This window comes from Rhodococcus sp. NPDC055112 (genome assembly GCF_053607505.1).
In genome coordinates this window covers 20575-39540 of sequence record NZ_JBSGTR010000042.1, presented here as the reverse complement: position 1 = coordinate 39540, position 18966 = coordinate 20575, and the positions used below count along the sequence as shown (strand labels likewise).

Annotated in this window: 18 protein-coding genes and 1 riboswitch; of the genes, 13 read left to right on the top strand and 5 right to left on the bottom strand. The window is 70.2% G+C overall.

Translation table 11 applies throughout. From position 1 onward, the window contains the following. Both ACWFRB_RS18105 and ACWFRB_RS18100 read right to left on the bottom strand, forming a co-directional pair. Entirely contained in the window at positions 1-2055 is a 2055-nt protein-coding gene (locus tag ACWFRB_RS18105) for a glycosyltransferase family 39 protein (RefSeq protein ID WP_452642493.1), read from the bottom strand. Then, the gene (locus ACWFRB_RS18100; protein ID WP_452642492.1) at positions 2052-3287 is read right to left on the bottom strand and encodes a glycosyltransferase; all 1236 of its coding nucleotides are present in this window, start codon (positions 3285-3287) and stop codon (positions 2052-2054) included. Before ACWFRB_RS18100 ends, ACWFRB_RS18105 begins: the two co-directional genes overlap by 4 nt. A gap of 199 nt (positions 3288-3486) precedes the next feature. On the opposite strand from ACWFRB_RS18100, the gene ACWFRB_RS18095 reads away from it, so the two are divergent. Genes ACWFRB_RS18095 through ACWFRB_RS18085 form a run of 3 tightly spaced genes read left to right on the top strand, consistent with a single transcriptional unit; the run spans position 3487 to position 5423 of the window. Continuing rightward, positions 3487-4323 (top strand): alpha/beta fold hydrolase, encoded by an 837-nt coding sequence (locus ACWFRB_RS18095; protein ID WP_452642491.1) that lies wholly within the window; start codon positions 3487-3489, stop codon positions 4321-4323. Positions 4324-4366: 43 nt separating this feature from the next. Then, positions 4367-4990, top strand: coding sequence for a dihydrofolate reductase family protein (locus ACWFRB_RS18090; protein WP_452642489.1), 624 nt, complete (start codon positions 4367-4369; stop codon positions 4988-4990). Between the two features lie 7 nt (positions 4991-4997). After that, complete coding sequence (locus ACWFRB_RS18085) at positions 4998-5423, top strand: HIT family protein (protein WP_397514615.1); 426 nt, start codon at positions 4998-5000, stop codon at positions 5421-5423. Between the two features lie 104 nt (positions 5424-5527). Here ACWFRB_RS18085 and ACWFRB_RS18080 read toward each other — a convergent pair whose 3' ends face one another. Both ACWFRB_RS18080 and ACWFRB_RS18075 read right to left on the bottom strand, forming a co-directional pair. Beyond that, complete coding sequence (locus ACWFRB_RS18080) at positions 5528-6937, bottom strand: sensor histidine kinase (RefSeq protein WP_452642487.1); 1410 nt, start codon at positions 6935-6937, stop codon at positions 5528-5530. 8 nt (positions 6938-6945) lie between these two features. Continuing rightward, positions 6946-7650 (bottom strand): response regulator transcription factor, encoded by a 705-nt coding sequence (locus tag ACWFRB_RS18075; RefSeq protein ID WP_452642486.1) that lies wholly within the window; start codon positions 7648-7650, stop codon positions 6946-6948. Between the two features lie 406 nt (positions 7651-8056). Here ACWFRB_RS18075 and ACWFRB_RS18070 point away from each other — a divergent pair, with 406 nt between their 5' ends. From ACWFRB_RS18070 to ACWFRB_RS18025, 10 genes are all read left to right on the top strand, one after another. Continuing rightward, a complete protein-coding gene (locus ACWFRB_RS18070; RefSeq protein ID WP_452642485.1) occupies positions 8057-9634 on the top strand; it encodes a cytochrome P450 in 1578 nt (525 codons plus the stop codon). Positions 9635-9653: 19 nt separating this feature from the next. Next, entirely contained in the window at positions 9654-10646 is a 993-nt protein-coding gene (locus ACWFRB_RS18065; protein WP_452642484.1) for a GAF domain-containing protein, read from the top strand. Between the two features lie 66 nt (positions 10647-10712). Further along, positions 10713-10775, top strand: a riboswitch (guanidine-III (ykkC-III) riboswitch). A 14-nt stretch (positions 10776-10789) separates the two neighbouring features. Beyond that, entirely contained in the window at positions 10790-11104 is a 315-nt protein-coding gene (locus tag ACWFRB_RS18060) for a DMT family transporter (RefSeq protein WP_077043908.1), read from the top strand. 58 nt (positions 11105-11162) lie between these two features. Beyond that, on the top strand, positions 11163-11975 hold the full coding sequence (locus ACWFRB_RS18055) for an ABC transporter (RefSeq protein WP_392978424.1): 813 nt from the start codon (positions 11163-11165) through the stop codon (positions 11973-11975). Positions 11976-12034: 59 nt separating this feature from the next. Then, complete coding sequence (locus ACWFRB_RS18050) at positions 12035-13267, top strand: APC family permease (protein ID WP_452642483.1); 1233 nt, start codon at positions 12035-12037, stop codon at positions 13265-13267. Positions 13268-13379: 112 nt separating this feature from the next. Then, positions 13380-15707 carry an endopeptidase La gene (gene lon / locus ACWFRB_RS18045; protein WP_452642482.1) on the top strand — a complete coding sequence of 776 codons (2328 nt, stop codon included), beginning with the start codon at positions 13380-13382 and terminating at the stop codon, positions 15705-15707. 88 nt (positions 15708-15795) lie between these two features. Further along, positions 15796-16167, top strand: a complete 372-nt coding sequence (locus tag ACWFRB_RS18040) for an ArsR/SmtB family transcription factor (RefSeq protein ID WP_452642481.1) — start codon at positions 15796-15798, stop codon at positions 16165-16167. Then, the gene (gene arsB, locus ACWFRB_RS18035; RefSeq protein ID WP_452642480.1) at positions 16164-17246 is read left to right on the top strand and encodes an ACR3 family arsenite efflux transporter; all 1083 of its coding nucleotides are present in this window, start codon (positions 16164-16166) and stop codon (positions 17244-17246) included. The genes ACWFRB_RS18040 and arsB overlap by 4 nt, the downstream gene beginning before the upstream one ends. 13 nt (positions 17247-17259) lie before the next feature. Beyond that, a complete protein-coding gene (locus ACWFRB_RS18030; protein ID WP_452642479.1) occupies positions 17260-17667 on the top strand; it encodes an arsenate reductase ArsC in 408 nt (135 codons plus the stop codon). Positions 17668-17752: 85 nt separating this feature from the next. Continuing rightward, the gene (locus ACWFRB_RS18025) at positions 17753-18115 is read left to right on the top strand and encodes a hypothetical protein (protein ID WP_452642478.1); all 363 of its coding nucleotides are present in this window, start codon (positions 17753-17755) and stop codon (positions 18113-18115) included. A 207-nt stretch (positions 18116-18322) separates the two neighbouring features. Here ACWFRB_RS18025 and ACWFRB_RS18020 read toward each other — a convergent pair whose 3' ends face one another. Further along, the gene (locus ACWFRB_RS18020; protein WP_452642477.1) at positions 18323-18757 is read right to left on the bottom strand and encodes a DUF6632 domain-containing protein; all 435 of its coding nucleotides are present in this window, start codon (positions 18755-18757) and stop codon (positions 18323-18325) included. Between the last annotated feature and the right edge of the window lie 209 nt (positions 18758-18966).

The following is an 18966-nucleotide window of genomic DNA, read 5'->3' as shown; positions in this document are numbered from 1 at the left end:
CTACGGCCCGGCCTGTACCCGCGGCGCGGTCAGGTCGTACATAGTTGCGCCATCGACCGTGGTGGCGGCGAAGTTCTGTGCGACCCATTCGGATATCTGCGCACCGCCGCCGGAGCCGCCGGGGCCCATGCCGGCACCACCGATGAAGTAGTGGATCTTCCCCTCGGCCACGTACTGCTGGAACTGCGCCAGGCTCGGCGAGGGGTCGCTGCCGTTGAAGCCGCCGATCGGCATCACCGGATCGCCGGTGGCCAGCTGGTACCCGGAGGCGCTGTTGGACCCGACGGCGGCCGCGACCCAGGTGTAGCGGTCGGCGTCGGCCTCGAGCATCGCGATCGTCTCGGCGCTCGGCTCGCTGCCGCGCAGCAGCCCGCCTGGCGAGCCCGGTCCCCCTGCTCCTGCGCGGCCGGGCGGGCCTGCCATCCCGTCTGGCACGGCGACCCCACCGGGCAGCACGATGCCGGTCTGCGGCAACCCGCCGCGTCCGCCGGCGAACCCGCCGGGCCCGCGCCCCTCCTCCCGGATCGGGAATCCGCCAGGGCCACCCATTCCGCCCGTGTTCGGGCCTGCGGAGACGATCGATCCCACGTGAGGGGAGCCGACCGTGTCGAACGCGTACGCGGCAGGCCCGGCGAGCACCGCGAGCAGGGCGGCACCCGCCGACACCGCGGCCACCCTCCCGGTCGGTCGGGGCGCGAGCAGGGCGGCCGCAGACGCGACCCCGGCGACGAGCACCACCCAGCGCAGCCACGGCACGAACCCCTGGCTGCGCCCGAGCAGCTCCCACGACCAGACCGCGGTCACCGCGACCGTCAGCGCGAGGACGATCCGGACCCACAGCACGTCGCGTCGACGCCAGCCGAGCACCGCGCCCCCCGCGACCAGAGCCGCGATCTGCGGCGCCAGCGCGACCGTGTAGTAGGCGTGGAAGATGCCCGCCATGAAGCTGAACACCAGCCCGGTGACGAGCAGCCAGGTCCCGAAGAGGACCAGCGCGGCCCGCTGGGTGTCGAGCCGGGACGCCCTGCCGCGCAGCACGATCCCGAGCACTCCGAGGATCAGCGCCGCCGGGATCAGCCAGGCGATCTGACCGCCCTGGGCCGCGTCGAACATCCGGGTGATTCCCGTGCTCCCCCACATCCCGCCGCCCCCGCCGGGAGGGCCGCCCACCATCGCACCGGCCTCACCCCTGGCACCAGGGACGACACTGCCCCGCTCGTTGCCGCTGAGCCGGCCGAGCCCGTTGTACCCGAGGGTGAGTTCGAGGATCGAGTTGTCCTGCGAGCCGCCGATCCACGGCCGGGAGTCGGCGGGCCACAGCTCCACGGTCACCAGCCACCAGCCGGCGGCGGCGACCATCGCGGCCAGCGCCGCGACCAGTTGCAGCAGCCGCCTGCCTAGCTTCGGTGGGCCGAACAACAGGTAGGTCAGCGCCAGTGGCGGCACGACGAGCATCACCTGCAGCTGCTTGGTCAGGAAGCCGAGCCCGACGAAGGCGCCCGCCAGCACCAGCCACCGGGTCCGACCGTCCGACACGCCGCGCAGGAGCGACCACACGGAGGCCACCATGAGCAGCACCAGCAACGCGTCAGGGTTGTTGAACCGGAACATCAGCACCGCAACCGGCGTGAGCGCCAGCACGAGCCCGGCGAGCAACCCGGCCGCGGCGCCGAAGTACCGCCGCACCGTCGCCCACAGCAGAGCGACGGTGGCGACCCCCATCAGTGCCTGCGGCACCAGGATGCTCCACGAGCTGAGGCCGAACGCGCGCACCGACAGCGCCATCACCCACAACGAGGCAGGCGGCTTGTCGACGGTGATCGAGTTCGCGGCGTCCGACGAGCCGAAGAAGAAGGCCTTCCAGGACACCGAACCCGCCTGCACTGCCGCGGAGTAGAACGAGTTGGCCCAGCCGGAGGCGCCGAGTCCCCAGAGGTAGGCGACGGCGGTCCCGATCAGCAGCGCCGCCAGCAGCCACGGCTCCGGCAGGCGGCGCGGCGGCGCGGGATCGGGCGGCGCCATCACGTTGGTCGGCGCGTCGGTGGTGGTGGTCACGGCGTGACTCCTTCGTGGTGATTGCGGAACACCCAGCGCAGCGCGACGAACCGGGTGACGGTGGCGACGAGGTTCGCGGCGACGAGTACCGCGAGTTCGAGGTGTTTGGAGGCGTCGGGCAGCCAGCGGTGCAGGGCGAACAGGGATCCGCTGGTGAGCAGCAACCCGAGCGCGAACACCGCCAGGCCCTGGGCCTGGTGTTTGGCTGCGTCCGACCGGCCGCGCACCCCGAAGGTGAACGCCCGGTTGGCGGCGGTGTTGAGCACCGCGGTGACGAGCAGCGCGACGAGATTCGCCGCCTGGGCGCCGATCACGGGATGCAGAGCCAGGTAGAGCAGCGCGTAGGCGATGGTCGAGGCGACCCCGACGACCGCGAACCGGGCCAATTGCCCGACCATCCCGCGCGGCACCCCCGGTACCAACGGCTCGCGACCGAGCCCCTCCCTCAGCGCGGCGACCGGCAGGGCGCCGGTGGCCAGCGCCCTGCCCACCCGCACCACCCCCCTGAGGTCGGCGAGCGCGGTGGCGACGAGGTCGACGGAACTGTCGGGGTCGTCGACCCAGTCCACCGGCACCTCGTGGATCCGCAGACCCACCCGCTCGGCCAGCACCAGCAGTTCGGTGTCGAAGAACCAGCCGGTGTCCTGCACCAGCGGCAGCAGCCTGCGCGCCACGTCCGTCCTGATCGCCTTGAAACCGCATTGGGCGTCGGTGAACTTCGCCCGCAGGGCGCCGCGCAGGATGAGGTTGTAGCAGCGGGAGATCACCTCACGTTTGGGTCCGCGCACCACCCGTGACGAGCGGGAGAGCCTCGATCCGATCGCGAGGTCCGAGTGCCCGGACAGCAGCGGTGCGACCAGCGGCAGCAGCGCGTTGAGGTCGGTGGACAGGTCCACGTCCATGTACGCGACCACCTGCGCGTCCGATCCGCCCCACACCGCGCTCAGTGCCCGGCCGCGGCCCTTCTCGTCGAGGTGCACCACGCGGACCCCGTCGAACTCGGCGGCGAGCCGGGCCGCGACGGCGAGGGTCGAATCGGTGCTCGCGTTGTCCGCGACGGTGATTCGGCTCGGATACGGAACCGACGCGTCGAGGTGCGCGCGCAGCCGCCGCACGCAGCGCGCGAGGTCGCGTTCCTCGTTGTACACCGGGATCACCACGTCGAGCGCCACGGTCTGGGTGTCCGGTGGCGGTTCCTGTGCCGTCTCGCCCCGGACCAGTGAGTTCGTCATGCGGCCCACGATCGCGGCCGAACCTGTGGTGTCCCTGGACCGCGGCTGGCAACTTCCTGCGGACGCGGGAACCTCCATCCACGCCCAATGGTGTGACCTACATCATAATGCCGCGGCGATGAGTACCGCCGCCGACCGCCGTCTCTATTGCTGAACCCACCGCACGGTCACAACAGAGTTCGACGAAAGGACTCGGATCATGGAATCCATCACCACGCCCGCCGGAATCACGCTCGCCTTCGACCGCTACGTCGGTGGCGATGCCGGAACAGTCATTCTCGTCGGTGGCGCATTCAGCTACCGCACCTTCCCGAAAATGGTGGAGCTGGCCCAGAAGCTGGCCGATGAGTACCGGCTCACCGTCATCAATTACGACCGTCGAGGCCGGGGCGACAGCAGCGATTCGCCTGGCGTGTACGACGTCGAGAACGAGATCGACGACATCGCCGCACTGATCGAGGCGACCGGTGGGTCCGCCGCACTGTTCGGCTGGTCCTCGGGCGCGGGACTCGCGCTGCTGGCGGCCGCCTCGGGCCGGGTGGCAGGCATCACCAAGGTGATCGCCTTCGAGCCGCCGTTCATCGTGAACCACGAGAACTTCGTTCCCGCCGCGAATCTCGACGTGACGCTGCACAAGCTGATTGCCGAGGACCGCCGCGCCGAGGTCGTGAAGTTCTACATGACCCACGCGATGGGCATGCCCCGCCCCTTCGTCGCCGTCATGCGGTTCACGCCGTTCTGGAAGAGCCTGAAGGCGACGGCCCCTGCGACCGCCCATGACTGGGCCGTCATGAGCGGCTACATGCGCGGCGAACCGCTGCGCGCGGCGGACTGGTCCGACATCACCGTCCCGACCCTGGTCATCTCCGGCGGAAAGAGCGGGGACCTGCTGCGCACCGCCGCTCGCGCGATCACCGCGGTCCTGCCCAACGCCCGGCACGTGGAACTGGCCAAGCTGAGCCACAACCCGAACATTGCGCTCCTCACCCCGCCTGCCGGTGAATTCCTCACCGGCACAGCAAAATACGCCGTCTGATCCGCCCGCACCCGCACCCGACACCACCGCCAGGAGTACTCCCATGCGCAGAATCACCGCAGGCCTGTTCATTTCGCTCGACGGCGTCGTCGGCGAACCCCAGGACTGGCATTTCCCCTACTTCAACGACGAAATGGGCGCGGCGGTCGGCGCCCAGCTCGCATCGGCCGACACCCTGCTGCTCGGCCGCGAGACCTACGACAGTTTCGCCGGCGCCTGGCCGGGGCGGGAAGCCGCGGGCGGCGAGGACGCCGGCATGGCCACTGCCCTCGGCGATGCCCGCAAGATCGTCGTCTCCCGTCAGGATCTCGAATTCACCTGGCGCAATTCCGAACAGCTGAGGGGTGACCTGGTCGAAGCCGTCGCCGAGCTCAAGCAGCAGCCGGGTGCCACGGATATCGCCATGAGCGGTTCCCCGTCGATCGTCCAGCAGTTGTTGGCGGCAGGGCTGGTCGACGAACTGCATCTGCTCGTGCACCCGGTCGCACTGCGCAGCGGCAAGCGGCTGTTCGAGGAGGGCGTGCCGATCCCACTGCGACTCATCTCCGCCAAGACGTTCACCACCGGGGTGCTGCACCTGATCTACACCTCCGCCGAGGCCGCGGGCTCCGCAGGCTACGACGACGCCAAAGTGCATCTCGCCGCCGAAACGGCTCACCCGGCATAATCGCGGCATGGCATCCGTCTTCAGCATGATCATCGCCGGCGACCTCCCCGGCCGGTTCGTCTGGGAGGACGACGAGGTCGTCGCGTTCCTCACCATCAACCCGATCACCCAGGGCCACACGCTGGTGGTCCCGCGCGCCGAGATCGACCAGTGGCAGGACCTCGACGGCGAGGTGCTCGCCAAGTGCACGAAGGTCGCGCAGATCATCGGGCAGGCGGTGCGCAAGGGCTTCGACGCCCCGCGCGCCGGACTGCTGATCGCCGGGCTGGAGGTGCCGCATCTGCACCTGCACGTGTTCCCGGCGTTCAGCCTCGGCGACTTCAACATCTCGGGCGCCGACCCGAACCCCTCGCCGGAGTCCCTCGACGAGGCACAGGCCACCATCAAGGCGACGCTGCGCGAGCTCGGCCACGGGGCGAACGTCCCGGACTGACACCGTCGCGGGTTTCGCCGAGTGTGCACTTGCCGGGGCAAACGTCGAGTGAGTGCGCATACAGGTGCACACTCGGCGCACCCCGCAGCCGTCGGCAGGTGGGGCTAGTCGGGCCTCTCGATCCGGGGCAGCAGCACCCGGAACACCGCGCCGCCGCCCTCCGGCGACTCCACCGCGACCGTGCCGCCGTGCGCGGCGACCAGTGCCGACACGATGGACAGGCCCAGCCCGCTGCCGCCGGACTCCCGGGTACGCGAGCTGTCGGCGCGGTAGAACCGCTCGAAGACCCGCTCCCGTGCCTCCTCGTCGAGGCCGGGCCCGGTGTCGGCGACCTCCAGCACGGCATCCGGCCCATCGGTCCCGACCCGGACGGTGACCGAGGCGTCGGCCGGGGTGTGGCTGAGCGCGTTGCCCACCAGGTTTCCGAGCACCTGGCGAAGCCGTGCCTCGTCACCGAGCACCTCGGCCTGCCCGGGGCCGCCGAGCACCTCGAGCCCGATCTCGCGTTGCGGGGCAACTGCTCTGGCATCGTGGACCGCGTCCGACGCGACGGTGAGGAGGTCCACCGGCGCGCGTTCGAGCGGGCGCTGCGCGTCGAGCCGGGCCAGCATCAACAAATCCTCGACCAGCAGACCCATCCGCGCGGCCTCGCCCTCGATCCTCGACATCAGCAGCCCGGTGTCGGTCATCGCGCCCTGGCGGTACAGCTCGGCGAACCCGCGGATGGTGGTCAGCGGGGTGCGCAGCTCGTGGCTGGCGTCGGCGACGAAGCGTCGCATCTTCTGCTCGGACCGGCGGGCCGATTCCTCGGAGGCCTCGGTGGCCGCGAACGCGGTCTGGATCTGGGCGAGCATCCCGTTGAGCGCCGCCGACAACCTGCCGACCTCGGTCCTGCCGCCGTATTCGGGAACCCGGCTGTGCAGGTCCCCCGCCGCGATGGCCGCGGCCGTGTGCTCCACCTCGACCAGCGGACGCAGGCTGCGCCGCACCACGACGTAGGCCGCGGCTCCGAGGGCGATCAGCACCGCGGCGCCGATGCCGAGCTGCAGGATGACGAGCCGGTCGACGATCGCGTCGACGTCGGAGAGGCTGACGGCAACGGTGACGGTGCCGCCGGGGCCGGTAGTGGTCAGCGCGCGCCAGTGCTCGTCGGGGTCGCCGATCGAGCCGACGGTGATCGGGCCCGGCCCCGGGTCCGCGGGCAGATCCGGTGCGCCGGGACCGTCGTTGATCACCACCCGGGGCTCCCCTCCCGGTAGCTGTGCCCGGACATAGAACTGCGTCGGCGGGCGGGACGGACCCGGCTCGGCCGGGGGCGGGGGCAGCGGACGGTCCGCCCGCGGCCTGGCCCAGCCGTGCGCCGCGTCGTGCAGCATCGCATCGGTGCGGTCCATCAGCGTGTTCTCCAGCGCGTTGGTCACCGCGACGCCCGACGCCAGCAATCCGAGCGCGGACAGCACGAGCACCGCCGCCACCAGGGTGAACCGCAGCGGCATCCGGCGGATCCTGGGCATCGGCACGGCTACCTGGGCTCGCGCATGACGTAGCCGACCCCGCGCAGGGTGTGGATCAGCCGGGTCTCGCCCGTGTCCACCTTGCGCCGCAGGTACGACACGTACGACTCGACCACCCCGACCTCGCCGCCGAAGTCGTAGTGCCACACGTGGTCGAGGATCCGCGGCTTGCTCAGCACCACACCCGCGTTGACCATGAAGTACCGCAGGAGGGTGAACTCGGTCGGCGACAGCGACACCGGCTCGCCCGCCTTCCACACCTCGTGGGTGTCGTCGTCGAGCTCGAGATCCGCGAACCGGATTCGTGCGGACTCCGCGGACGGCCCGCCGCCGGCCGCCCGCCGCAGGATCACCCGCAGCCGGGCCACCACCTCCTCCAGGCTGAACGGCTTGGTGACGTAGTCGTCGGCGCCGAGGGTGAGCCCGGCGACCTTGTCCTCCACCGCGTCCCGCGCGGTGAGGAACAACACCGGCGCGTCGACGCCGTCGGCCCGCAGCCTGCGCAACAGCCCGAAGCCGTCCATGCCCGGCATCATCACGTCCAGGATCACCGCGTCCGGCCGGAAGCCGCGTGCCCGGTCGAGGGCCTCCGGCCCGGTGGCGGCGGTCTCGACCTCGAAGCCCTGGAACCGCAGACTCACCGACAGCAGCTCGACGATCGTCGGCTCGTCGTCGACGACCAACACCCTTGCCTCGGTTCTGGTGGCGCTCACTCCCCCATCATGTTCGCGATCGCTGCCAGGTGCCTGTCCATCGGCTGTGAACTTCCTGTGAGTCGGCTCGGATCCCGTGCGCTAGAGTTCTCCTGCGCTCCCCCGGGAGTTCCCCGGTTCCTGTCGACGTCGGAACCGGATGCAGCACTCACGGTGTGGCTCGCCTGATCATCAGGAGCCGCGCCGACCTCGACGGTCACAGCACCGGACGCGCGTCGTCCGGCGTCCCCTTCGTGCCGTCCTCCGACTCGATCCGGAAATCGGGTGCTCACGCATTCTCGAGGGGTCCGGATCGCGAGGCGCCCGCCGGGCGGTCCCACCTGGGATTCGCCCGGCGGACGACCCACCGATGAGCACCTGCCGACACCGCGGATCCGCGCACCCGGCTATGCGGCAGACTCTGGGTGTGACCGCCGACAAGTGCCCGCACACCCTCGCCGGGCCGCCCCCCGCGACCGATCCGAGGCCGGCCGCGCCGGTGGGACAGGCGGCCGTCATCCCGAGGCCCCGCCACCGGCTACCGGTGCTGGGCGATCTGCTGAGCGTCGATCCGGCCAAGCCGGTGCAGAAGGAAATGCGGATGGCCGCCGAACTGGGCCCGATCTTCGAGCGCAAGATCGTCGGCCAACGCCTCGTCGTCGTCTCGGGGGTCGACCTGGTGTCGGAGGTCAACGACGAATCGACCTGGGCGAAGTCCCTCGGCCAGCCGATCCGCAAACTCCGCAGCATCGCGGAGGACGGGCTGTTCACGGCGTTCAACAACGAGCCGAACTGGGCCAAGGCACACAACATCCTGTCCCCCGGCTTCAGCCAGGCCGCGCTGCGTGGCTATCACGGTTCGATGCTCCGCGCCCTCGACGGCCTCCGCTCGGCCTGGGACGGTGCCGCGGCCACGGGCGACCCCGTCGACGTCTCCCGGGACATGAACCGGCTCACCCTCGATGTGATCGGACTGGCCGGGTTCGGCTACGACTTCGGCTCGTTCACGAAATCGGCAGGAGCGGAGCCCGCGGAGCGACCAGAAGACACAGGAGCGGAGCCCGCGGCGCGACCAGAAGACACAGGAGCGGAGCCCGCGGCGCGACCAGAAGACACAGGAGCGGAGCCCGCGGCGCGACCAGTGTCACAGGACCCGTTCGTGACGGCCATGTCGCGGGCGCTCGCTCACATCAACCGCACCTCGAACGACCTGCCGTTCATCCGAAAGCTGTTCGGCCGGAAGGCCGCCGCGCAGCACAAGACCGACATCGCACTGATGCGCTCGGTCGTCGACGACGTGATCGCCGAGCGGAGCCGACGCCCCGGTGGTCATGACGACCTCCTCGACCTGATGCTGGGCACCGTCGACCCGGCCAGCGGGGAATCCCTCGACCCGGTGAACATTCGCAACCAGGTACTCACGTTTCTGGTCGCGGGCAATGAGACCACCGCGGGGACACTCGGATTCGCCCTTTACTACCTGGCGAAACACCCGGATATCGCGGCCGCCGCCCGCGCGGAGATCGACGCCGTGGCGCCGGGCGACGCCCCGCTGTCCTTCGATCAGATCGGGAAGCTGCGGTACCTGCGCAGGGTGGTGGACGAGACCCTTCGTCTGTGGCCCGCCGCGCCGGGCTACTTCCGTAAGGTCCGGACGGACACGATGCTCGGCAGCCGCTACCCGATGCCGCTGGGATCATGGGTGTTCGTGCTGCTGCCGCAGCTGCATCGAGACCCTGTCTGGGGCAACGACACCGAGAGCTTCGACCCGGACCGTTTCCTGCCGGACCAGGTCCGCAAGCGACCCCGCGACGCGTACCGGCCGTTCGGAACCGGCCCCCGGTCCTGCATCGGGCGACAGTTCGCCCTCCACGAAGCCGTGCTGACGCTGGCGGAACTGCTGCGCCGGTACGAGTTCACCGGCGATCCGACGTACACACTCGACATCCAGGAAGCGGTCACCCTCAAGCCACGCGGCTTCACACTCCGAGTCCGACCGCGATGACCGGGAGCGTCGACACACCGTGAACGAATGGCACCTGATCGAAACGTTGGCCGAGGACTCGCCGACCGTGGTCAGCACCGGCGGAACGGTGCGCGCGTGGACCTCGACCGGCCGGCTGTCGCCCCGCCCCGACGTCCGGGTCGAACCGCTGGTCGAGGCCGTGCGGTCCGGCCGCCGCCGCGAGGTCCTGGAGGCGCAGAGCCTGAGGGGCGAACGCAAGCGGTACCGCCTCGAGGCCTTCCCCGTCCTCGGTCCATCCGGCGACACCCACGGGGTCCAGCTGTGGATCGGGGACGCCGACGTCGAGCCGTCGACGCCACGGATCGCCTCCGGGATCTCCTGGTTGCTCGAGCGCCTCATGATCGCGCAGACGCTCGAGGCATCGATGATGTCCGGGGTCCGCCCAGAGAACCACGTCACCGAACGGACGCCCGCCGAGTATTACGCCAAGGCGGTCAAGTTCGACGAATCGGAATCGCTGTTCGCACTGGCCTTCAATCCGCAGCCGGGCGCCCGATGGGACGCCGACATGAGCGTGCTGCACGTAGACGGCCGGATCATGCGGTGGCACTGCTGGGCGCGGGCCAGAACCGAGCCGGGGCAGGCGGGCCTGCGCCTGCTCTGGCACGACGTCACCGACACGGTCGAGCCGCGCAGGCCTACGCTCGCTGAGCTCGGCATGCAGGAGGTGATGCGGGGGTCCGGGATCTACCCCGCGCTGTTCGAGACCGAACTGGGGGTGCTGACCATGTGGCTGGCGGAGCCCGCCCCGTGGGTGCACTGGCGCGGCATCGAGGGCGGCGACAGGATCATCCACCCGGACGATCAGGGCGTGCTGGAACTGGCCCGCGGCCGGTTCGAGACCGGGTCCGTCGAGCCCGTCGAGGCGGTGGTCCGGCTTCGGGCAGGCGAGGACGAGTGGGCGCAGTCGCACCTGCGCATCTCGCCGTATCCGGGCGGCCTCGGCAATCGCCTTGCGATCGTTCAGATCTCGCGGGCGCCGCAGCACTAGCGCCCGCATCTCCCGCCGATGGTGACCGAACACACCCGAAGCCGGGGCACTTCTTTTGCTACGGTAAAGACGTCAACATGACATCCGGACGAGCAGCACCGTACCCGGCCAGCGACAAGACGGTGCCTTGGGAGAATCACACCATGGCATGGATTGTGCTCGTCATTTCCGGAATCTTCGAGGCCATTTGGGCCACCGCTCTCGGCAAGTCCGAGGGCTTCTCAAAGCTCAACCCCTCGATCATCTTCGGCGTCGCCCTGGTGATCAGTATGGGCGGCCTCGCCTACGCGATGCGCTCCCTCCCCATCGGTACCTCGTATGCGGTGTGGGTCGGGATCGGCGCCTCCCTCACGGTCGCCTACGCGATGATCACCGGCTCCGAATCGTCGTCGATCGTGAAGATCCTGCTGATCCTCGGCATCGTCGGCTGCGTGATCGGACTCAAGGTCCTGCACTGACAACCCGCCGCGCCCGGACCGGGCGTGTTGCCCGTCACCTCAGGGTTACAGTTACCTCATGAACCTGGTGGCGATGGTCACACTCCCGGTGCGGGCCAGCCTCGCGATCACCGACTCGGCGCTGGGAGTGGCCGAAACCGCGCTCGGTGCCGCCCGCGTCATGCTCGCCGCCTCGACCTCCCCCGGAGCGGCGGCGAGCCTCGGCGGGTTCGCCGCGGCCAATCCCTCCGGACCGCTGAAACTGCTGCAGCAGGTCGCCGAACTCGCTTCGGACCAACGCCCGCTCGGCCAGGCGATGCGCCCCGGCGGACCGCTGGACCGACTCCTCGAACCGGGCGGCGTGGTCGACCGGCTCACCGCACCAGGCGGCACCCTGGAACGGATCATCGAACCGGGCGGGCCGCTCGAGCGGGTGCTCGCCACCGGCGGCCCGGTCGACCGACTGCTTGACGTGGACGGACCGGTGGAGCGACTGCTCGCCCCCGGCGGGCTGCTCGACCGGCTCACCGCCGAGGAAGGACCGCTCGAACGTCTCACCGCCACCGCCGGTCCGCTCGAAACCCTCACCCGCGAGGGCGGACTCATCGAGCGCGCGATCGAGGAAGGCGGCATCCTCGAGACGCTGCTGGCCAAGGACGGCGCGCTCGAACGGATCATCGCGGACGGCGGTCCGCTCGACCAGATCGTCAGCCTCTCCGAGACGCTGGCGTCCCTGGCGCCCAACCTCGAGAAGATGGGCGACAGCATCGAACTGCTCCGCGAAACGGTCGGGGTCCTCAGCGCGGCCGTGGGCCCGCTCGGTGATCTCGCAGGCCGACTGCCCGGCCGCTGGCTCAAGGGCGGCAGGGGCAACGGCACCGAGTACAGCTAGCCACTGCGCGGAAACCGGTTGCGGTGGCACCGCGCCGAATCCGCCCCTACCGTGTGACGGTGCCCGAACTCGCCCGCACGCTCGGGGTCCGCGACAGCGTGCTGATCGGCCTCGGCTCGATGATCGGGGCCGGGATCTTCGCCGCCCTCGCCCCCGCCGCACAGGCCGCCGGGGCGGCGCTGCCCCTCGCGCTGGCCGTCGCCGGGATCGTCGCCTACTGCAACGCCACCTCGTCCGCCCGGCTCGCCGCCCGGTACCCGAGTTCGGGCGGGACCTATGTGTACGGCCGCGAGCGGCTCGGCGAGTTCTGGGGATACCTGGCCGGCTGGGGCTTCGTGATCGGCAAGACCGCGTCCTGCGCCGCGATCGCCCTGACCGTCGGGGCCTACGCGTGGCCCGCGCACGCGCATGCCGTCGCGGTGGCCTCCGTGCTCGCGCTGACCGCGGTCGACTATGTGGGAGTGCAGAAGTCGGCACTCCTGACCCGGGTCCTGGTCGCGGCGGTGCTCGCCGTGCTGACGGTGGTGGTCGTCGTTGGCCTGGGCTCCGCGGCGCCGAACCGATGGGCGGACGGCAACTCGGGCGGCGCCGTGGGTGTGTTGCAGGCCGCCGGGCTGCTGTTCTTCGCGTTCGCCGGCTACGCCCGGATCGCCACCCTCGGCGAGGAGGTCCGCGACCCGCGCCGCACCATCGGCCTGGCAATCCCCATCGCGCTGGGCATCACGCTGGTGGTGTACGCCCTGGTCGCGGCGGCTGCCCTGAAAACCCTCGGTCCGCAGGGGCTGGCGGCGGCGACCGATCCACTGGCGCAGGTGGTGCGGGCCGCGGGCGCGCCCGGCCTGGAGCCGGTGGTCCGGGCCGGTGCGGTGCTCGCCGCACTCGGCTCCCTGCTCGCGCTGATCCTCGGGGTCTCGCGCACCACCCTGGCGATGGCGCGCGACGGCCACCTGCCGCGCGCGCTGGCCGCCGTGCACCCGCGCTTCGGCGTGCCACACCGCGCGGAGTTGCTGGTGGGCGCGGTCGTCGCGGCGCTCGCCGCGGTCGCGGACCTGCGGCACGCGATCGGGTTCTCCTCGTTCGCCGTGCTGGCCTACTACCTGATCGCGAACTGCGCGGCGCTGACGCTGACCCGCGAGGAGGGCAGGGCGTGGCCGGGGATCCCGATCCTCGGTGCGCTCGGCTGCGTGGCGCTGGGGTTCGCGCTGCCCCTCGCCTCCGTGCTCAGCGGGCTGGCGGTGCTCGGTGTGGGCGCGCTGGTGTACGTGGCCAGGCGGCACACGATCTCCTCGTGACCTGCGAAGGGTCGCCAGGGTATCCGCCCACAGCGAAACGCCCCACCGGCGGGAACAGGCCCCCGGCCGACGAGGTTGAGCATCACACGCTCAACTCCAGAAGGGCAGGGTCATGACAACAACCGAACGTCTTCCCGTGCTGTTCGTGGCGGAGCCGGTGGTGCTGCCAGGAATGGTCGTACCCATCGAGCTCGACGAACCGGCACAGGCCGCCATCGATGCGGCCCGCAGCAGCAGCGACGGCCGCGTGCTGCTCGCCCCACGCCTCGAGGACCGATACGCGGCGTTCGGCGTGGTCGCCTCCATCGAGCAGATCGGCAGGCTCAGCGGCGGGGCACCGGCCGCCGTTCTCAAGGCCGGCAGGCGCGCCCGTATCGGCACCGGCGTCACCGGACCGGGCGCCGCGCTGTGGGTCGAGGCCGAGCTCGTCGAGGACCACGCCCCCGACGGCCGGACCACCGAACTCGCCCACGAGTACAAGAACCTGGTGGTCGCGGTCCTGCAGCGTCGCGAGGCCTGGCAGGTCATCGACTCGGTCAACCGGCTCACCGACCCCTCGGCGATCGCCGACACCGCCGGGTACGCCCCGTACCTGACCGACCTGCAGAAGCGGCAGCTTCTCGAAACCCCCTCGGCGACAGAACGTCTGACCGCACTGATCGACTGGACGAAGGAACATCTCGCCGAGGTCGAGGTGGCCGACAAGATCGGCGACGACGTCCGCGAGGGCATGGAGAAGAGCCAGCGGGAGTTCCTGCTGCGGCAGCAGCTCGGGGCGATCCGCAAGGAGCTCGGCGAGGGCGAGGCGGACGGGGCCGACGACTACCGCTCCCGGGTCGAGGGTGCCGACCTGCCGGATTCGGTGCGCGAGGCCGCATTGCGCGAGGTCGGCCGGCTGGAACGGGCGGGCGACCAGAGCCCCGAGTCCGGCTGGATCCGTACCTGGCTCGACACGGTGCTCGAACTCCCGTGGACGGTCCGCACCACGGACAGCACCGACGTCGTGGCCGCCCGCGCGGTGCTCGACGCGGACCACCACGGCCTGGAGGAGGTCAAGGACCGGATCGTGGAGTACCTGGCGGTCCGCGCACGCCGCGCGGAGCGGGGCCTCGAGGTCGTCGGCGGTCGCGGCTCCGGCGCGGTCATGGTGCTCGCGGGCCCGCCCGGCGTCGGCAAGACCTCTCTGGGTGAGAGCGTCGCACGGGCGTTGGGGCGCAAGTTCGTTCGCGTCGCACTCGGTGGCGTCCGAGACGAGGCGGAGATCCGCGGGCACCGGCGCACCTACGTCGGCGCGCTGCCGGGACGGATCGTCCGTGCGATCAACGAGGCCGGCTCGATGAACCCGGTTGTACTGCTCGACGAGATCGACAAGGTCGGCTCGGACTACCGCGGCGACCCCGCGGCGGCCCTGCTCGAGGTGCTGGACCCGGCGCAGAACCACACGTTCCGCGACCACTACCTCGATCTCGACCTCGACCTGTCCGACGTGGTGTTCATCGGGACGGCCAACGTGGTGGAGTCGATCCCGGCCGCTCTGCTGGACCGCATGGAGCTCGTCACCGTCGACGGCTACACCGCCGACGACAAGGTGGCGATCGCGCGCGACTTCCTGGTACCGCGCCAGCTCGAACGCGCGGCGCTCACCGCGGACGAGGTCGAGGTCACCGAGGACGCGCTGCGTGAGATCGCGGCCGACTACACGAGGGAGGCCGGGGTCCGTCAACTCGAACGGCTGCTGGCGAAGGCACTCCGCAAGGCCGCGACCCGGCTCGCGGGCGTCGCCGCACCGGAGCGGGTGGTGATCGGGGTGGACGAGCTCAAGGACCTCCTCGGCCGGCCACGCTTCACCCCCGAGGCACACGAGCGGACCTCGGTTCCCGGGGTCGCGACCGGGCTCGCCGTCACCGGGCTCGGCGGCGACGTGCTGTTCATCGAGGCGAACGCCACCGACGGCAAGGCGGGGCTGACCCTGACCGGGCAGCTCGGCGACGTGATGAAGGAGTCGGCGCAGATCGCGCTGTCCTACGTCCGCTCGCACGCGACGGAACTGGGCGTCGACCCCGCCGCCCTTGACCGGAGCATCCACATCCACGTCCCCGCGGGGGCGGTGCCCAAGGACGGGCCGTCCGCAGGGGTGACGATGGTGACGGCGCTGGTGTCGCTGGCCCTCGGCCGCCCGGTGCGGTCGGACGTCGGCATGACCGGCGAGGTCACGCTCAACGGGCGGGTGCTCCCGATCGGCGGCGCCAAGCAGAAACTGCTGGCCGCGCAGCGAGCGGGACTGAGCACGGTATTCCTGCCCGCCAGGAACGAGCCGGACCTGGACGACGTCCCAGCCGACGTCCTCGAGTCCGTCGAGGTGCGGTTGGTGTCCGACGTCGCGGACCTGCTGAGGTCGGCCATCGCGGCCGCCGAGGAGCAGTCGGCGCAGGCGGCATAGCCGCACTGTGCGCGGTCCTACCCCGATCGGGGTAGGGCCGCGCACGGGCGCGGTTGCCCAAGATATAGACGAATGTCAATATAGACACATGTCGAATCAAGACCTAACGCTGGCCGACGTCACCGAGCGGTGCTCACCACTGGTCCGCGAACCGTTGGGCGAGGGCCGCGCACACGAGATCGCCCGTACGTTCAAGGCCCTCGGCGACCCGGTCCGACTGCGCCTGCTGAGCCTGATCGCGAGCCACGACGGCGGCGAGGCCTGCGTCTGCGACATCTCCCCCGCGTTCGACCTGTCCCAGCCGACCATCTCCCATCACCTCAAGGTGCTGCGCGAGGCGGGCCTGCTGGATTCCGAACGCCGCGGCACCTGGGTCTACTACCGGGTGATCCCCGTCGCGCTGCACCAACTCTCGTCGGTACTCGCGGATGCCGATCCCACCGCCGCGGTGACCGCGTGAGCACGCCAACGGCCACCGCGGGCCATCCCGCCGTCGTCGGCAAGCTCTCCACCCTCGACCGCTACCTGCCCGTGTGGATCGGGGTCGCGATGGTCGCCGGGCTGCTGCTGGGGCGGTCGATCCCGGGACTCGGCGACGTGCTCAGCACCGTGGAGATCGACGGCATCTCGCTGCCGATCGCCCTCGGCCTGCTGATCATGATGTACCCGGTGCTGGCGAAGGTCCGCTACGACCGGCTCGACACCGTCACCGGCGACCGCAAGCTCCTGATCAGCTCACTGGTGCTGAACTGGGTGCTCGGCCCCGCGCTGATGTTCGCCCTCGCCTGGATCTTCCTTCCCGACCTGCCCGAGTATCGCACCGGCCTGATCATCGTCGGCCTCGCCCGCTGCATCGCGATGGTCATCATCTGGAACGACCTGGCCTGCGGTGACCGCGAGGCCGCCGCCGTCCTGGTCGCGATCAACTCGGTGTTCCAGGTCATCATGTTCGCCGCCCTTGGCTGGTTCTACCTCTCCGTGCTGCCCGGCTGGCTCGGTCTCGAGCAGACCACCATCGACACCTCGCCATGGCAGATCGCGAAGTCGGTGCTGATCTTCCTCGGCATCCCGCTGCTCGCCGGCTACCTCACCCGCCGCTACGGCGAAAAGGCCAAGGGCCGTGAGTGGTACGAGAGCAAGTTCCTCCCCCTCATCGGGCCGTGGGCCCTCTACGGCCTGCTGTTCACCATCGTGGTGCTCTTCGCCCTGCAGGGCGATCAGATCACCTCACAGCCCCTCGACGTCGTCCGCATCGCCATCCCGCTGCTGGTGTACTTCGCGGTGATGTGGGGCGGCGGCTACGCCCTCGGCGCCGCAATGGGATTGGGCTATCAGCGCACCACCACCCTCGCGTTCACCGCCGCGGGCAACAACTTCGAGCTCGCCATCGCCGTCGCCATCGCCACCTACGGCGCCGCCTCCGGGCAGGCGCTGGCCGGGGTGGTCGGACCGCTGATCGAGGTCCCGGTCCTCGTCGGGCTCGTCTACGTCTCCCTCGCGCTGCGCGGGCGCTTCCGCTCCGCAGACCTTCCCGCCTGACGAAAGGCCGATCATGGCAACCACACCCAGTGTCCTGTTCGTCTGCGTCCACAACGCCGGCCGATCCCAGATGGCCGCGGGCTTCCTCACCCACCTCGCGGGCGACACGATCGAGGTCCGGTCCGCAGGCTCCGCGCCAGCCGACGCCGTCAACCCGGCCGCGGTCGCCGCGATGGCCGAACTCGGCATCGACATCTCCGCGCAGTCTCCGAAGATCCTCACCCCCGACGCGGTCGAGTCCTCGACCGTGGTCATCACCATGGGGTGCGGGGACAGCTGCCCGGTGTTCCCCGGCGTGAGCTACCGCGACTGGCAGCTGGCGGATCCGGCGGGCCAGGGCGTCGAGCAGGTGCGCCCGATCCGCGACGAGATCCGGTCGCGCGTCGAAGCTCTGATCGCCGAGCTCGCTCCGCCCGGCTAGCTCTTGTGGGACAACGGATCCGGGATCGGTCGGAACGGGGAGTGCGCTGTCGGGGCCGGCCCGATCGTCTGGTACTGATACGGGCATGAAACGAACCCTGATCGCCGCCGTCGCGGCCGCCGCCGTGCCCTTCCTCCTCGTCGGATGCAGCTCTGACACCGAGGAGAAGACGAGCGACTCCGCCTCCGCCAGCACGGTCGAGGAGCTGGCGATCGGCGAGTCGCCGCAGCTGACCGGCGACATCTACCACGACACCTGCGTCGGGATCCGCGAGTACATCAAGACCCTCAAGGAGGCCGGGATCACCGGCGAGGGCAGCACGCCGGAGTCCATCGGCGCCGAGTTCGCGAACCTCGCGAAGGCCGCGCCGGACTGGGCCACCAAGTCCGAGCAGGACCAGAAGGATTTCCAGCGCGGCGTGGACGCCGGCATCAAGGGCGAGTGCTGACCGCTCCGACCTCAGCGGAGGCTCCCGCTACAACGCTCGGCTGGGACATCCCAGCCGAGCGTTTTGGCAACGTCATCACAGTCAACAACCGGCAACCGCTACCGCTGCCGAAATCAGTTGTGCCCCAGATTCTCCAGCGGCCTCCGCCATCGGAAACAAAAGTGTCGGATCGGCGCGCCATACGGCTGTCAGATCGACACCGGCATCTCAGATCTGATCACCGACCGCGTGGTGTGCGACTCGTTCCGGAGGACGTTGCTTGATCCCGGATGACAGTACGAGGACCGACAGCACGATGGCCGCGAGAAGCAGCGCCGGGACGTCTCCCCACAGATGTCCCATATGGTGGCCGCTGCCAAAGGACTGCACCGCCATCACTGCGGCGTGGACGACGCTCGAGCACACGGCGAACCAGATCAGGCTGAGATTGTCCTCGGGCCGTCGCGCCGCGTTCCAGAGGAAGACGCCCAGCGTCGCGTACAGGCCGACGATCATCATGAAGTAATCGGACTGGTAGGCAGCACCGGAATGCCATGCCCACCCCGACGGCCACACCACTGCCAGCGGATAGAGGAGAACCATCACCGCGCCGAAGACCACGAGCGCGATCTGAAGGAGTCTGTAGGTGACTGAGTAGGCCATTGCGCGCTCCACGGGATCGCTCCAAGGGATGTCGACTCCGAGCAAGTTCCGTTTCGAGAATCTCGAAGGCGAACGTAGAAATCACGGTATCGCTCGCACGTTACGACTGCCACCAGGCCCTTTCCGTGTAGGAGATCAATGCGTCCTTCGCGTGTCCGTTGCCACCACCAACTCTGAGTGCCCCCGGTCCCCGCCGCCCATGGCCGTGC